The 15,722-nt window shown below is 70.5% G+C and carries 10 protein-coding genes; 7 read left to right on the forward strand and 3 right to left on the reverse strand.

The window, feature by feature from the left end; genetic code table 11:
• Positions 1-122: 122 nt before the first annotated feature.
• A complete protein-coding gene (locus tag CP982_RS05660) occupies positions 123-1,319 on the reverse strand; it encodes a phthiocerol/phthiodiolone dimycocerosyl transferase family protein (RefSeq protein WP_170316372.1) in 1,197 nt (398 codons plus the stop codon).
• 436 nt (positions 1,320-1,755) lie between these two features.
• Between CP982_RS05660 and CP982_RS05665 the strand changes: the two genes are divergently transcribed.
• The 3 genes from CP982_RS05665 (at position 1,756) to CP982_RS05680 (ending at position 6,494) form a co-directional block, all read left to right on the forward strand.
• Positions 1,756-2,613 (forward strand): helix-turn-helix transcriptional regulator, encoded by an 858-nt coding sequence (locus CP982_RS05665; protein ID WP_150509471.1) that lies wholly within the window; start codon positions 1,756-1,758, stop codon positions 2,611-2,613.
• Positions 2,614-3,113: 500 nt separating this feature from the next.
• On the forward strand, positions 3,114-3,740 hold the full coding sequence (gene def / locus CP982_RS05675; RefSeq protein WP_150509472.1) for a peptide deformylase: 627 nt from the start codon (positions 3,114-3,116) through the stop codon (positions 3,738-3,740).
• Between the two features lie 582 nt (positions 3,741-4,322).
• Positions 4,323-6,494 (forward strand): AfsR/SARP family transcriptional regulator, encoded by a 2,172-nt coding sequence (locus tag CP982_RS05680; protein WP_150509473.1) that lies wholly within the window; start codon positions 4,323-4,325, stop codon positions 6,492-6,494.
• A 129-nt stretch (positions 6,495-6,623) separates the two neighbouring features.
• On the opposite strand, the gene CP982_RS05685 is transcribed toward CP982_RS05680, so the two are convergent.
• Together CP982_RS05685 and CP982_RS05690 are read right to left on the reverse strand one after the other, a co-directional pair.
• Positions 6,624-7,253 carry a hypothetical protein gene (locus CP982_RS05685; RefSeq protein WP_150509474.1) on the reverse strand — a complete coding sequence of 210 codons (630 nt, stop codon included), beginning with the start codon at positions 7,251-7,253 and terminating at the stop codon, positions 6,624-6,626.
• Between the two features lie 308 nt (positions 7,254-7,561).
• Entirely contained in the window at positions 7,562-10,114 is a 2,553-nt protein-coding gene (locus CP982_RS05690) for an FtsX-like permease family protein (protein WP_150509475.1), read from the reverse strand.
• 321 nt (positions 10,115-10,435) lie between these two features.
• On the opposite strand from CP982_RS05690, the gene CP982_RS05695 reads away from it, so the two are divergent.
• From CP982_RS05695 to CP982_RS05710, 4 genes are all read left to right on the forward strand, one after another.
• The gene (locus CP982_RS05695) at positions 10,436-11,653 is read left to right on the forward strand and encodes a sensor histidine kinase (protein WP_150509476.1); all 1,218 of its coding nucleotides are present in this window, start codon (positions 10,436-10,438) and stop codon (positions 11,651-11,653) included.
• An 11-nt stretch (positions 11,654-11,664) separates the two neighbouring features.
• Positions 11,665-12,342, forward strand: coding sequence for a response regulator transcription factor (locus CP982_RS05700; RefSeq protein WP_150509477.1), 678 nt, complete (start codon positions 11,665-11,667; stop codon positions 12,340-12,342).
• A 411-nt stretch (positions 12,343-12,753) separates the two neighbouring features.
• Entirely contained in the window at positions 12,754-13,383 is a 630-nt protein-coding gene (locus CP982_RS05705; RefSeq protein ID WP_150509478.1) for a cysteine hydrolase family protein, read from the forward strand.
• A gap of 82 nt (positions 13,384-13,465) precedes the next feature.
• Positions 13,466-15,667, forward strand: coding sequence for an FUSC family protein (locus CP982_RS05710; protein ID WP_308294297.1), 2,202 nt, complete (start codon positions 13,466-13,468; stop codon positions 15,665-15,667).
• Positions 15,668-15,722: the final 55 nt, after the last annotated feature.

Below are 15,722 nucleotides of genomic sequence, written 5' to 3' on the forward strand. Positions count from 1 at the left end.
TCTGGTGCGTGCGATCGCAAGGCGCCGGAATGTCCTCGTAGCGGAGCTACTAGGGCATTTCGGCAACGCGGCGAGCGTGCGTGCCAGGCGTCGCGACGCCGCGCCGACCCACCGGACAGGCCCTAGGGCGCCGTGGGGTGGATCAGTTCGGCCAGGCCGGTGGCGATGAGCTCGCGCAGTTGCGCGATCTGCGCGGGCCGGTGGTACCGCGGGGAGGAGGCCAGTTCAATGCTGCAGCGCCCGGCGAAGGTGGAGACGAAATAGCCCACCCAGGTCACCGCCTCAGAGGTGGCGAAGCCACGGAAGTCGACGATCTCGATCCCCGTCGGCACGGTGAGCTCGGGCACCGTGCCCCAGTTGGTGATGAAGTTCCCGACGCTCGTACGCGCGCGGCCCTGTGCGGCGGCAGACGCAGCGGTCAGCATGACCGCGAGTGCCGTGCCTCCCTCGATCCCGGCGACGAGCTGCGTCTTCACCTCCTTGGCCAGGACCTCCAGATCCGCACCGGGCCCGCACACGGTGACCGTGGGCGCGAACCCGAGCGCGTTGGTGACCTCGTCGGGGCGTGCCACGGGCTGAAGGTGGGGGCGCAGATCCGCGAGATGGAACATGATCATCGGCAGTTCTTCGGCACCGGCTGATGCGAGGGTCGCACGTTCGGCACGGGTGATCGCCGCAGCCAGCAGGGCGTGCAGGGTCGTCCCGGCCGCCCGCGCGTGAGCGAGCAGGGCGGCTGTCTCACCGGGCGACAGCAAGATCCGCTGGGCCGGCTCGGGAGCGAAGACCGCATTGCCACCGGTGTCGGCGACGGCGGTGCTGCGCACGGGGCCCGCGGCCCTCCCGGCGAGGTCCGGCAAGGCCATGGCTCGGGCGCGGTAGGCGTGTTCGAGGCTTCGCGGGTGGATTGGGGCCGGATCGGACAAGGCCGCGCTCACGGGCAGGGTGGCGGCGGTGTGCCAGAAGTACTCCAGCAGTCGAAGTCCCAGCGTGGCGTCGTTGATTGTGTGGGACACCTGCAGGGCGACCGCGGTCTCTTCGCCTCCAGCCACGATGGTGAGTTTCGCCAGGCCGCGCGCGGGGTCCAGGACCGTCAGGCCGCGCTCAAGCCAGTCGGAGACCGTACCTTCGATGATCTCGGTGGTCGCGGTGCTGGTGCCGTCGTCGGGGATGTGCAGCCAGCACTCCTCGCCGGTCGTCTCTACCGTGCCGCGCAGCATCGGATACCTGCCACACAGCAGCCCGAACGCGGTGCGCAGCCCCGCGATGTCGACCGCACCGGTGCACACAGCCACATAACTGACCGTGAGCTTGCGCGGCACGAAGCCGTGATCTATCCGTCCCAGACGGTACTTCATGTCACCTTCCGCAGGTCCAGGGCCGCAGTCGCGGGCATCAGGCGCGTGTTCACGCCAGGCCCAGCAGGACTGGGTTGGCGGCATGTGCCCGCGGCTCGCGCGCCGGATCGTCGGCCCGTCGCCGGGGCCGCGCAGCCAGCAGGCCGCTGATGCTGTGCGCTTCGGCGGCGAGGGTGCCCTCCGGTCTGGTCAGCACCTGTTCATGAGGGCCGAGTTCGGAACGGCGGACGGTGAATCGCAAGGTGTATGGCGCGGCACGCACAGCAAGTTCTCCAGGCATTCGTCGGACGGGGTGTCGCAGAACGAGCCTGTGGCCGCCGCGACACCATTGCCAGACGCTGCCGACGCTGGTGCCAGCAGCACCTGGCAACCGGTGTGAGGTGTGGCTGATGATGGGGACGTGAACTCCGCCCTTGCCCCTCGCCGCACCGAACTCGCCTCATTCCTGCGCAGCCGCCGCGAGCGCCTGACGCCCGCTGCGGTCGGCATGGCACCAGGACTGCGCCGCCGGACACCAGGACTGCGCCGCGAAGAGGTCGCCCACCTGGCCGGAGTCTCCATCACCTGGTACACCTGGCTCGAACAGGGACGGCCCATCAACGTCGGCGCGCAGATCCTCGCCGCCATCGCCACCACCCTGCGCCTCAACGCCGCCGAGCGCGCTCACCTGTTCCGCCTGGCCGAGGTGCCGATCCCCGCGGTGGCCACCACCGCCGACCCGATCACCCCCACCCTGCAGACGATCCTCGACGCCATCACCGACTTCCCCGCCGCGGCCATCAACAGCCGCTGGGACATGCTGGGCTGGAACACAGCGGCCGCCGCGCTGTGGCCACGGCTCACCGCACCCGAGGGCTCCCGCAACGTCTTGTGGGAGATGTTCACCACCCCCGAGTGCTGCCGCTGCTTCGTCAACCGCGACATCGGCCTGCCCCACATGGTCGCCTCGTTCCGCGCCGACTTCGCGCGCCACCTCGACGACCCGGCATGGACCGAGCTGATCCGCTCGCTCGCCACCATCAGCCCGGAATTCTCACGGCTGTGGGCCGCCCACGACGTCGCCGCACCACCGACCCAGACCATGACCTACCGCCACCCCGCGGTCGGTGACCTGTCGCTGTCCCTGACGCGCATGGAACTGCCCGCCGTCGCCGAAACCATCGTCACCGTGTGGACCCCCGCCGACGAGGACAGCCACCGGCGCATGGCCCAGCTCCTCGCCCATCCCGCCACCCCCTCGCTGGATCACACCCACTGAGCCGGCGCGGTCGGACCCGGCGCAGCCAGCTCGCTGAACCCTCGGCGGACAACCCCTACCAGCATCACCGCCGTCTACGGGGACCGCGCCGAACGCTCCCGCGGCCGGCATCACGCCCACGCCTACGGCGGCCTGAACCTCCTCGTACCGATCGGCCCCGGCGTCGACCTCGTCGGACCGAACCGCTCGTCCGCCCCGGCAGCCACCACTGACTTCCTCCGGCGAATCTGCTACGACGTCACCCACCCACCACACCAGGCTGCTGGACACCGGCGCCCCGGCACAGCTACCGGCCTCCCCCAACCTGAGCGCCGCCCTGGCGAGCGTCTCGCTCATCCGGCCGCAGTCGTGCACCGCCGCCCTGGCCGGGTTCACAGCGGTAGGCCCTGAGAGGCGCGGAACCCCAGATTCAGTTACACGCCTCCCCTGTAACGTTACTCGTCGTGTGGTCCTTAACCGTGAAGCCACACGCCCCCCCAGAAGGAAGGGATCTCACCCCTATGCCCACGCCCCACACCGATGCCGCCCCCGCCAAGCCGACCGAACGGCCGCTGCTGCCGGAAGCCCTGCGCGGTTCCTACCGGCCCATCACCGAGGTCGGCGCGCCGGTGCTGCACCGCCGGTGCGCCGAGGTCACCGAGTTCGGCCACGAACTGGCCCAGCTCATCGATGACATGTTCTTCACCATGCACGCGGCCCAGGGGGTCGGCCTGGCTGCCAACCAGATAGGTGTCGACCTCCAGTTGTTCGTCTACGACTGCCCCGGCGAGGACGGACAGCGCCACATCGGACACATCTGCAACCCCGTCATCGACATCCAGCCACCCGCCGAGCCCGCCGCCGGCAGGGAAGGCTGCCTCTCGGTGCCGGGCGCCGGCCTCCACGAGCTCCCCCGGGCCGCCCGCACGGTCGTGCACGGCCAGGACAAGGACGGCAACGCTCTCACCCTTGAGGGTCACGGCTTGCTCGCCCGGTGTTTCCAGCACGAAACCGACCACCTCAACGGCACCCTCTACATCGACCATCTCACCCCCGCCGAGCGCAGCCGCGCCCTGCAGGAGATGGCCGCCAACCACCAGGCGGTGTCGGCACAGCGTGAGGCGCGGGCCCGTACCCTGCGTGGCTGACCAGCCCGCACCGCCCACGCATGGGCGGCCGGCCCGTCACCGTCTGCCCACCGCGGTGCCCGGAGCACGCGGAGACAGGCGAAAGAGAGGCGTGCACGGAAACCGCAGCACAGCCGGGCAGACCTGCACCACACCGCCCACCGCCGGAACATCGGGCCACGGTGCGGTGGCCGGTTGACAGCACCGGCTCGTGCGGCCAGCGCATCACCGCAGGCCGCCATAGTCCATGAGGCCCTTCGAGCCCGAGCCCGGTGCCGGCCCTACGAACCGCGGCTCCCCACTCACGTCTCCCGCGGCGCCTTGAGGCCACCCCGGCTGGTGCGCCGGCTCGGCTTCACCGTGCGGCGCGCGGGCGAACGTGGCCAGCAGGCGCTCACCGCGTGGCAGGCGGCCGCCGTCGCGGAAGGGTAGCGGCGGCCGAACTTCCAACGCCTGTGTCCCGCGTGCGCGGCAGTGGCGGGTCTCAGGGTCACTCCTTTCGGGTGCGGCGGCGCCGGCGTTCGCAGGCGCCCACCGAGATCCACCCAAGGTTCGACCAAGCAGACCGCCGGATTCGGACATGAATCAGTGGAAGTAGCGCACATGGCAAGTGATCTCTGGTTTGGTGTGATGGGTCCGCTGCGTGTCTGTCGAGGAGACACCGAGCTCGAACTGGGCACCCGGTTGCAACGTTCCATGCTCGCCATGCTGCTGCTGGCCAGAGGCCGCGCTGTCAGCACCGAACAGCTCATCGACGGACTATGGGACGATCCGCCCGCGCAGGCCACACGCTCGGTGCGTACCTATGCTTCCGGGCTGCGCAAGGGCCTGGGCGTTGAGCGTGTCGTCTTCAGCGGCGACGGCTACGCGCTGCCCCTCGCCGGCGACTACTTCGATCTGGCGGTCTTCGAAGCGACGATGGCCACAGCTGACCCGGTCAGACTGCGTCAGGCCCTGGAACTGTGGCGCGGCACTCCGCTGGCCGGGTTGCCCGGACCAGCCGTCGCGGCCCAGCGCACCCGCCTGGCCGAACGGCATCTCGGCGCGCAGGAGATGCTCGCCGAGTCGGAACTGGCCAGGGGCGGCCATGCTCAGGTCGTGGAGCAACTCTCGGATCTGGTTGCCCAGCATCCCCTGCGGGAACGACTCCATGCTCTGCTGATGCGCGCCCTCTACCGGTCTGGCCGCCAGGCAGACGCTCTGGCCGTCTATCACGATGTCCGTACCGCGCTTGCCACGGAGCTCGGCATCGATCCGGGCCGTGACCTCAAGCAGGCGTACCAGGGCATCCTTGCCAACGTCCCCGCCCTGACGTGCGAACCTGCCGCCTCTGGTGAGGATCGGGCCATCACCACCGATACGGCCGTGGGCACCGGTTTGGCCGGTGAGACATGGCTCGCCCGCCCGGTGCCGGCTCAGCTGCCTGCCGATATCGCCGATTTCACCGGCCGCGGCGACCTGGTCGACCAGCTGACCGCCGCCTTCACTGATCTGACTGGCCGGGCCGTGAGGATCTGTGCAATCGCCGGTATCGGCGGCATCGGCAAGACGGCCTTGGCAGTTCACGTGGCCCACGCCCTACGTGACCATTACCCCGACGGCCAGATGTACGCCGACCTTCACGGCCTCGACGAACCTCCAGCCGACCCTGCACGCATCCTGGCGGAGTTCCTGGAAGCCCTCGGCGTCCCCGACCGGGCGATCCCCGCTGGGTGTGAGGCTCGCGCCGCCCTGTATCGCTCGCTGCTGGCCGGCCGCCGGATCCTGATTCTGCTCGACAACGCCCGCGACGCCGCGCAGATCGCCTCCCTGCTGCCCGGCACACCAACCTGCGCCGTCCTGATCACCAGCCGCAACCAGCTGTCCGGGCTGGCCGGGGTGTGGCGCATCGCCCTCGACGTCCCCGAACAGGACGAGGTCCTTGCCCTGCTCGCCGGTGTCCTCGGCCAGAGCCGCGTGCGCAACGAGCCCGCTGCCGCACAAGAGCTGGTCGCTGCCTGCGGATTCTTGCCCTTGGCTGTGCGCTGCGCCGCTGCCCGCCTGGCGACCCGCCCCACGTGGACCATCGCGCACCTGGCCGCACGCCTCGCCGACGAACGCCGCACCCTGGCGGAACTGCGCGCGGATCGGCTCACGGTCGAAGCAGGGTTCCAACTGAGCTACCGACAGCTGGACCACGACCAGGCCAGGGCCTTCAGGCTGCTGGCCATCCCCGACACACCCGACATGGACCTCCACGCCGCCGCGGCGATCCTCGAGCTGTCCCCGGCACACGCCGAGCCGCTCGTCGAGTCCCTGGTCGACCTGAGCCTTCTGGGATCGCCCGCCGCGGGCCGCTACCGCTACCACGGCCTGCTGCGGCTCTTCGCCCGCACTCGAGCCCGGGACGAGCACAGCGGGCACGACCCCGGCGAGCCGGTGCTGGCGCGCCTGCTCGACTTCTACCTGGCCACCAGCCGCACCGGCTACCGGTGCATCCGCCCCAGTAGTCCGGCGCCGGATCGGCTTGGCCCCGTCCGTCACCCAGGACTTGCCCTCCCTGACGCGACCGCAGCGCGGTCCTGGTGGGCCGCCGAGCTGCCCGGCATCACCAAAGCCGTCCAGCAGGCCGGCCAGTACGGCCCGGAAGTCCGCCGCACCGCAGCGGAACTACTGGCCATCGTGAGCTCATCCCTTTTCGGGATTGGGGCCCCTGCGGCCAGCAGGAACATCCTGAACCCCACGCAACACCGGACCCGGATGACCTGCAACATCACGATGCACAGCTCTCGTTGAACCAATGCTGGCGTCTCACACGCAGGGCATGGGGCCCTCACCACCGAGTAGCCGAGAGGTGAGGGCCCCGGGCCCATCACAGCGACGCGTATGCGTCGATGGGCCACTACATCTCAAGGCACCCGGTCGTCAGCCGAGCTCGATGGAGCTGGTGCGGTCGTTCATCGCATCGCCCACGTAGGACCACTCGCCGTAGAGCCAGCCGATGTTGGCTCCCTGAAAATCGCGATCTTCGTGCAGATTGGCCCGGCAGTCGCTGTAGGTCTTCACCGCGCTGATCGCGTCGTTGAATTCGTCACCGACATAGGGACGCTGGTAGTCGGTGCCGTTGTCACGCTCGCACGACTGAGCACCCATGTAGACCAGTGCGGTGCCGCCGAAGTTCGCCTCTGTGAACAACTGGGCGAGCAGGTACGGGGTCTCACCAGTGGCCGCAGCCTGCCCCTTGGGAGCAGCCTTTCCCAGCCGGGCCAGTCTTGCCTGGAAGGTCTTGTTCGTCGCGGCCTCCCGTGCGTTGACCGGAGCGTCGGTGATGCCTCTGTTCGTTGCGGCCGCGATGGCGGCGCGGTAGTTCTCATAGCAGGTCGGCTTGGACGGCTTGCTCTTCCCCTTCTGCAAGATCTGCACGCAAGCCCTGGTGTTCTTGGTGTTCTTGGCACTGGTGGTCGACGCGCTGGCTATGCCGGCTCCGCCCAGCCCCATGGTGGTACACGTGACGGCGAGCGTGATTCCCGCAGCCGTCAGCGAACGAAGCTTCATGGTGAACTCCCTTTCGATGTCTCCAGACACCTGCACGCGCGAGTGTCTGGAGAGCACTGTCGGGCATGCTGATCAGGGGGCGATCAATGTTCGGTCAGGACGATCGGCGCAGGTTGTTCGGCAGTCAGCGCATGCACCCGCCGGTCTTTCAGTGCTGGCCTCGATGACAGTGAGCTTCAGGACGTCCCCGGTAGGGGGATCGTGGCGGGTTTCCCGCCGTGGGGTGTACGGCTGTCCCGGGATCCGGTGATCAGGGGAGCCCCATCGGCTGCCGCGACCGCCGGGCAGCACTGCCTGTCGGTGCGGCGCTATTGGGTCCCGATGGCTGTGAGGACCGGGGTGTGTGCCGCGCGGCGGGCCGGCCACAGGGAGGCCGGCAGGCCCGCGCAGACGGCCAGGACCAGCAGGGCTGCCAGGCGTGCGGCGGGCACGCTGTGGTGGTAGCCGGGAAGGTGTCGTGCGATCAGTTCACCACCGGCCCAGCCGAGGAAGATTCCCAGGCCCGCTCCGAGCACACCGGCGAACACGGTGATGAGGAGAGCTTCGGCGCGGACCATGCCGCGCACACCCGCCCGGGTCAGGCCGATCGCCCGCAGCATGCCGAGCTCGCGCTGGCGCTCGGCGACGGACAGGGCCAGTGTGTTGATGATTCCCAGGAAGGCGACCGCGATGGACAGCGCGAGCAGGGTGTAGAGCAGGTTCAGCATGCGGTGGGTGTCCTGTGCGGCTGCTCGGGCCAGGTCGTCGCTGCTGTCGATGCGCAGGGCGGGACTGTCGCCGAGGGCGCGGGTGAGGGCGGTCCGCAGCGCGGGGCCGGGATGGCCGCGGGTGGTGAGAAAGACCTTCTCGACGCTGCTGGTGGTGGGCTTCGGCAGGGTGGCGGTATCGATGAGGATGCCGGCCAGCAGGGTGTTCGGTTCATACACGCCCGCCACCGTCAGCTGGACGGGCCGGCTCCCGGGCGGCTTGGCGCGCAGCCGACTCCCCGGTATCCAGCCGTAGGCGCGGGCGTCGTCGGTGGTCACCAGGATGTTGCGGCCGCCGTAGTGGTCGGCCGAGCCGCTGGTGACGTGCGGGCGCAGTAGGTCGCGCAGCGCGGAGGCGGGCAGGGCCAGGGCGCTCTGCGGGGCCTGGTCGATGGTGAGTTGCGTTTCACGCATCGCTGTGGCGGTGGTGACGTGGGGGCTGGCGGCCAGGCGCCGGGCCACGGTGTCGGACAGGGGGCTGAGGTCCTGCATCGACACGACGTAGTCCGCTGTGAGCACATGCGCGCTCTGGGCGTTGGCCGCGGCGAGGCCGCCTGCCGCGATCATGGTGAGGGCGGTCACGAGGCTGACGCCGATGACCAGGGAGGCGGCTGCGGCAGCGGTGCGGCGCGGGGCGCGGGCGCTGTTGCGTGCGGCGAGCCGTGCGCTGATCCCGGCTCGGGCCAGGAGCGGGCGGGCCAGGGCGAGCGCCGGTGCGACCAGCGTCGGCATCAGCGCAAGGAGACCGCCGGCTATCAGGATGGCGCCGAGCGCCAGCACCGGTGCACCGTCCTGGATGCGGTTGGTCCTCGCGCCTGCCAGCAGGCACGCCACACCGCCGGTTGCCAGGAGGAGCCCGAGGAGCACGCGACCCCGGCCGGTGCCGGCCGGTGCCGGGGCGGGGGTGGCCCGCAGGGCCGCCAGCGGCGCGATCCGGGCGGCGGCCCGCGCGGGCAGCCATGCGGCGACCAGCGTGGTGGCCACGCCGGTGAACAGCGGAAGCAGGAGGGCGTAGGCGGGCAGGCTCAGGGCTCCGCCGGAGGGCAGCGGGCCGCTCTTGCCCACGTCGCCGGCGAAGGACCGCAAAGCCTCGGCGACCCCGATGCCCAGGGCGACGCCGACCAGGGAGGCGGCGAGGGCGACCAGGAATGCCTCGGTCAGCACCAAGCGGGTGACCTGACAGCGGCTGGCGCCGACCGCCCGGAGCAGACCGATCTCCCGAGTGCGCTGGGTGACGAGCATGCTGAAGGTGTTCGTGATCAAAAAGCAGGAGATGAACAGCGCGATGGCGGCGAAGGACAGCAGCGTGGCGCGCAGCCCGGCAACCGCGCTCTCGCCGGCCAGCGCCCGCTCGCGGGCGAGGGAGGCGGCCGTCATGGGGAGCGTTCCCGGCAGTCTCTCCTCACTCGCCGCTTCCAGCTGCTCGGCCGAGATGCCGGGCGCGGCCTGTACATGGAGCTCGCTGAACCGGCCGCGGCCGGTGAAGTGCTGCTGCGCGGTGGCACTGTCGAACAGCACCAGGCTCCCGCCCGCGGTGAGGGCCGGCTCGGCCCGGGTGGTGAAGACGCCGCTGATGCGGGCGGTGAGCCCGGGCCCGTTGACCGAGATCCGCGCGGTGTCCCCCGGCCGGTAGCCGCACTGCGCGGCGCTGTCCTCGTCGATGGCGATCTCGCCCCTCTTCGCAGGCGGGCGGCCGCGGGTGAAGCGGTAGCGCGGGTCCGCTCTGTTCTTGTCGGCCGACCCGGCGTAGTTGCCCGCCCGGGCGGGGCCGCCGCGGCCGGCGGAACGGCCGTCCGGACACCCCAGAGCCGTATATCCGGAGACGACGGCAATGACGTGACCCGTCTGGGAAAGGCCCTCCACCCGCCGTACGTCGGCCGCGGACAAGGACGCAGGCCGATGGCCGGAGGCCGGAGTGGTACAGCGGTCGTCCGGGCGGATCACCACATCGGTGTGGGTGAACGTCTGCCGGTACGCACCGGTGAGCGCGTCGGAGACCGTGGCGGTGAACAGGAGAATCCCCGTGAGGAAGGCGACGCCGACCGAGACAGCCAGCGCGGTCAGCGCCACGCGGGACGGGTGGGCGCCTACATTGCGCCACGCGGTACGAAACATGAGGGACGTCCTGTTGCGACAACGAGCGGCCGACATGGCCGCCCGGGCGAAGTGGGCCGGAAGGCCAGCGTGATCGCGGGGCGCCGCGGCCTCCGGCCCGGCCCGGAATCGGCTACGGCTCCTGGCTCGCCGACGATCCGCCCGCCGCCGAGAAAGACCACCCGGCCCCCGTCGACTGCGGCTCCCGGTCAGATCAACGTCGACGATCCTTGCGGCACAGGGCGACTGCGCGGATCGACCAGATGACCGACAGCTGCCGTGCCGGCGCTCGGGCAAACGGCGGAGGCCGACCCACGCTGAGCTGGCCTACCGTGGACCGCCATGACCACCTTCCCGGCACGCGCCGTGTTCGCCACCTGGGCTCCCGCCCGTCGCGGCCTGACCATCACCGTCACCACGCTCGCCCTGGCAGCGATCACCGCCGAGGCACTGGACACCGGCTTTGTGCCCACGGCTGCCGCCACCCTCGCCGTCGGCCTGCTGTGCATGGCCGCCCTGCTGGCGCCGCCCCGGCACCTGGCGCGCACCGGATGGATCGCGGTCACCGCTTCCCTGGCCCTGTCCCTGACCACCGCCCAGTTGCAGCACCGCCCCGAGCACACCCCCGGCATGACGGAGATGGGCATGCTGCTGCTGCTCGCCACCCGCGCGGTGCGGCACGAGCCCCTCAGACGGATGATCCCGCTCACCTCCGCCGCATGGCTCGCCACCTGTCTGGTGCTGCTGCGCCTGCCCGGTTCCGAATACATGCACGTGGCGAAGTACGGCCTGCCTCCCTTGCTGCTCGCCCTCCCCGTGGCCGTCGTCCTCGGCCTGTACCTGCACCTGGTGGACGGCACGCGCGAGCGGGAGAAGAACGCCCGCCTCAACGCCCAGCGCCTGGAGTACGCCCGCGAGCTGCACGACTTCGTCGGCCACCACGTCACCGCCATCACCGCGCAGGTCAAAGCCGTGCGCTTCACCACGGCCGCCGGGCACCCGCCCACACCCCAGGCCCTGGACGAGGCGCTGGCGAACATCGAGGACGCCGCCCTGCAGGCGACGGACTCCATGCGCGCCATGGTCGGCCTGCTGCGCCGGCCGGACCGCTCAGCCCCTCTCCACGCCCCCCAGACACTGCACGGCCTGCACGACCTGGCTGACGCCCTGCGCGCCACCGGCCCCGAGGTCAGCCTCACCATCGACCCCCGGCTGCTCGCCGTCCCCCCGCCAGACCACCTCTGCGCCACCGCGTACCACGTGGTGCGCGAAGCACTGACCAACATCCGCAAGCACGCCACGGGGGCCGGCACCGTGACCATCGACGTGCGCCATTCCCCGGATGCGGGGGCACTCACCGTCTGCGTGACCGACAACGCCGCACAGCCATCCGATGCCACACCGGCGCACCGGGGTCCCGGCGGCTTCGGCATCACCGGGCTGCGCGAGCGAGTCGACGCAGTGGGCGGAACCCTGACCGCGGGCCCCGGACCGGTCGGCGGCTGGCAGGTCGCCGCCGAGATCCCCCTCAGCCCCGACGCGGCGCCGCGCACGCCGTGACGCCTGGCACGATGACCACCATGACCATCCGCGTGCTGCTCGCCGACGACCAGGTCACCGTACGCGCCGCGTACCGGATGATCCTCGACTCCCAGCCGGACATCGAGGTCGTCGCCGAGACCGCGGACGGAACCGCAGCCGTGGCCGATGCCCGCCGCCTGCGCCCCGATGTGTGCCTGCTGGACATCCGCATGCCCGGCATGGACGGACTCGAAGCCGCCCGTCTTCTCGCCGGCCCGGATGCCGAACAGCCGCTGAAGGTGGTCATCGCCACCACCTTCGATCTCGACGAATACGTCTACACCGCCCTTAACCACGGAGCCTGCGGATTCGTCCTCAAGGACTGTTCGCCCGCCCTCCTCATCGAAGCCGTCCGTGCCGCTGCCGTGGGCGACTCACTCATCTCGCCCTCCGTCACGGTCAGGCTCCTGCAGCACATGTCCTCCCCACCGGCATCACACGGTGGCCGGTCCGGGCCCGGCACACCCCCGCCACACGAACCTCTCACCCCCCGCGAGCGGGAGGTCGTCGCCATGGTGGCCAGGGGCATGACCAACGACGAGGTCGCCGCCGCTCTCTTCGTCACTCTCTCCACGGTGAAGACCCATCTCGGCAGCATCCAGCGCAAGTTCGGAGCCCGTAACCGCGTCGAAGTCGCCGCCCGCGCCTGGCAGCACGGCTTGATCTGAGGTTCCCGGCCTTCGCGGCCTGCCTCCTCGGGCAGACCATGGAGCCGGTATCGCGCAGCCGGGCAGTGTTCCGGGCCCCGGCCGGTACCCGGGCGCGGCGCCCGGGGAGCGGTGCATCTCGGCTCCCGGCACAGCCAACGGCGCCTGCGCCAGAAGAACTCCAACTCCCCTCCCCGTAGGGGACGTCACGCGGCCGGGCACCACCGGGCGCCTTCGCGCGGGAGGCGAAGGCATCGCCGGGGCAACTCCACAGGCGGCTACGCCCCTGCCGGTCAGCGCCCACGTGCTGGGGGCAGGCGGCGTCAGGGGCGGCTCGCACTCGACGACTACTTACGTTACAGTCATTGATTGTAACGATGGATTCGCGGGCTGCGGGTCCGTCGCTGACCATTTCCACGCTGGAGGACAGCCATGGCAAACACCTACGAACCCGGTCGAGTTGGACTGTTGCTCGTCGACCTCGTCAACGAGAACTTCTCGAAGGACGGCAAGGCCTATTCCATCTACGCGCCGGAGTACGAACGCCTGGACACGGTCAACAGCCTGAAGAAGCTCATCACCGGGGTACGTCGGCAGGAAGACGTTCCGGTCTTCTATTCGAGGACTTCCTTCACCGAGGAGGACTACACGGCGTGGAGGCACGTTTCCGGGATCCACCGGCAGATGTTCGACAGCCGGATGTTCACGGCCGGCACGTGGAACACCGAGTTCCATGAGGAGCTGGCTCCCCAGCCGGGCGACGTGGTCCTCGCGCCGCACAAGGGCCTCGACGTCCTCCAGCACACGGATCTGGAATTCCAGCTGCGCCAGCGCGGAGTCGAGTACCTGGCGATCGCCGGGGTCTCCGGGATCATGGCTGTGGAGTCGACGGCCCGCACCGCGATGGAGCGCGGCTACCACGTGACCGCGTTCACCGACGCGATAGCCGCTCCCGGCGGTCTGGTCACCTATCAGGCGATGATGCGCGGCCTGAACATGGTCTCCCACAGCGTGGTCGGCGTGGACGACTTCCTGGCCTCGCTCGGCAAGTCGGCGGCGTAACACCTCCACCATCGATCCGGCCAGAAAGCAGCGGGGCATGCAGCGGGCACGAACACGGTGGGCAGACGTTCATGATCGGTTCTTGGCGTCCGATCCCGGACTGATCCGGATGTGGTCCGCGCTCAGCACGGTCTGCGCGGTGCTGCTGACCCTCGGCGTCCTCGCGGCGCTGGATGCCTCGGTGCCGATCCTGGTGACGGGCGCCCTCACGGCGATGGTCACCACGGCCGCGGTCACCGAACCCCGGCCGCGCGACCAGGCGTTGACCCTGGCGTTGGGGGTGCCGGTCGCCCTGGCGGTCCTGGCGGTCGGCAGCGCGCTGGCGCCGTACCGGGTTGCGGCGGACGTCGTGTTCGTGCTGCTGATCTTCGCCGCCCTCTACATCCGGCGGCTGGGCCCGCGCGCGACCGCGCTGGGCATCTTCTCCTTCCAGCTCTTCTTCGTGACCCAGTTCGTCGAGACCCGCGTGGAACAGTTGCCGCAGCTGTTCCTGGCCGCGCTGGTGGCCTTCGGCAGCTCGGCGCTGGTCCGCTTCGCCGTCTTGCGCTCGCCGCCGGAGCGGACGCTGGCACGGCTGCAACGGGCCTTCCGGCTGCGTCTGGCGCTGGTGCTCGACGCGCTGACCGAGACAGCCCAGGGCGGATCGGAGGCGCCGCGCGCCGAGCGGGCGGCCGACGACCTGCGCCGGCACACCGCCCGCCTGCACACGGCCGCGTTGATGATCCAGAAGCAGCTTCAGATCGGCACGCCCGACGAGCGCACCGCCACCGCGATCCAGCGCCGCGTGGCGGACGCGGAGACGGCCGCGGAGCGGCTGGCCGTCCTCGTGCTGCGAGCCCTGCGGCCCGGAGCCGACGTCGACACCCTGACCCCGCACCTGACGAAGGCCCTCCCCGCCGGATCCGCCGTCGACGCCCGCGACGCTGCGACCCTGCCCGTGCTGGTCTCGGAGCTGCGCGCGCTGCGCCTGGCGATCGCTCCGGGTCCGCTGCGGTCGGCGGACGCCGGTCCTGCCGAAGTACGCAAACGGCTGCTCGGCTACCGCGGTGACGAGCACCTGCCCGACGCGTCCCCGGCGATGCAGGACGTCTTCCGCTCAACGGGAGACCTCGCCCGTGCCCTGTCCGGCCTGCACCAGGCCGTCGACGGGCACACCCCGGCGGCCGAAGGCACCTCCGTGGCGGCTCAGTCGCGTGCGAAGCTCACGGCGGAGCACTCCGGCCCGGCCAAGGACGCCATACCCAGGCAGCGAGGCCCCCGCATCCGCCCTACCACCAGGACCGCGCTCCAGGTCGCGACCGGATCGGCGCTCGCCGTGGTCGGCGGTGAGCTGATCTCGCCCGAGCGCTGGTACTGGGCCGTGTTCACCTGCTGGGTGGTCTTCATCGGCACCGCCTCCACCGGCGAGATCCTGGTCAGGGGATACCGACGCCTGCTCGGCACGGTGGCGGGTGTCGTCGCCGGGCTCGCCCTCGCCGCCCTGGTAGGCGACACCTCCTGGCTGGCCTTCGCCCTGGCGGGCCTGAGCGTGTTCGGGATGTACTACACGCTCGCGGTGTCCTACACGCTGATGTCCTTCTTCGTCACCACGATGCTCGGCATGCTCTACACACTGCTCCACACCCTCACCCCGGGCGTGCTGGTGGTGCGGATCGAGGAGACCGCACTGGGCATCGCATGCGGGCTGGCCGCTGCTCTGCTCGTACTGCCCGTGCGCACCCGGGAACGCACGGACCAGTTGCTGCTCGACGCGCTGGAGCGACTGCGCGCGGTGCTCTCCCAATCGCTGGCCCCGCTGGGTGGCAAGTCCGGCGAGGACCTGCTCGGTCCGGCCCGCGCACTGGACTCGGCTCTGGACAGCCTGCGTCTGTCGGTGCAGCCGCTGATCACCCCAATCAGCCCGTTGCGGTCCCGGCGGCGCACCGCGCTCTTGGTGCTGGGGCTGTTGGAGACGGCCGCCTTCCACGCCCGCAGCCTGGCTGCCACCGCCGAACTGGTGCCAGCAGGCTTCCACATCGGCCCCGATTCGCGCCTCGTGAAAGAGGCATGCCGCATCGACCGCAACCTCGCGACCCTGATCAACCAGATAGCCGCCCAAGGCCACAGCGACACCACGCTCGGGCGCGGTCCCGGGGTCCCCACCCAGCTCGGCGTGACCGAGGGAGCGGCGCATGCCGAGGACATCAACGCGACGCGACGGGTCCTGCGGCATCTGCAACGTGTGGACGAGAGCCTTCAGGGCCTGGCCCGGACGCTTCACCAGCCCGTTCATGATGACTCATGACGCAGGCACCGGCAGGTCACCAGGTCCTCACCCGCACGCATCGTCCCCGCGCCCG

The sequence above is a fragment of the Streptomyces spectabilis genome (assembly GCF_008704795.1).
GTDB classification, from domain to species: Bacteria; Actinomycetota; Actinomycetes; order Streptomycetales; family Streptomycetaceae; genus Streptomyces; species Streptomyces spectabilis.

What these genes read in the sequence shown, in the direction of transcription:
- def (WP_150509472.1), top strand. Translation starts at nt 3,114, where the DNA reads ATGCCCACGCCCCACACCGATGCCGCCCCCGCCAAGCCGACCGAACGG.
- CP982_RS05680 (WP_150509473.1), top strand. Translation starts at nt 4,323, where the DNA reads ATGGCAAGTGATCTCTGGTTTGGTGTGATGGGTCCGCTGCGTGTCTGT.
- CP982_RS05685 (WP_150509474.1), bottom strand. Translation starts at nt 7,253, where the DNA reads ATGAAGCTTCGTTCGCTGACGGCTGCGGGAATCACGCTCGCCGTCACG.
- CP982_RS05690 (WP_150509475.1), bottom strand. Translation starts at nt 10,114, where the DNA reads ATGTTTCGTACCGCGTGGCGCAATGTAGGCGCCCACCCGTCCCGCGTG.
- CP982_RS05695 (WP_150509476.1), top strand. Translation starts at nt 10,436, where the DNA reads ATGACCACCTTCCCGGCACGCGCCGTGTTCGCCACCTGGGCTCCCGCC.
- CP982_RS05700 (WP_150509477.1), top strand. Translation starts at nt 11,665, where the DNA reads ATGACCACCATGACCATCCGCGTGCTGCTCGCCGACGACCAGGTCACC.
- CP982_RS05705 (WP_150509478.1), top strand. Translation starts at nt 12,754, where the DNA reads ATGGCAAACACCTACGAACCCGGTCGAGTTGGACTGTTGCTCGTCGAC.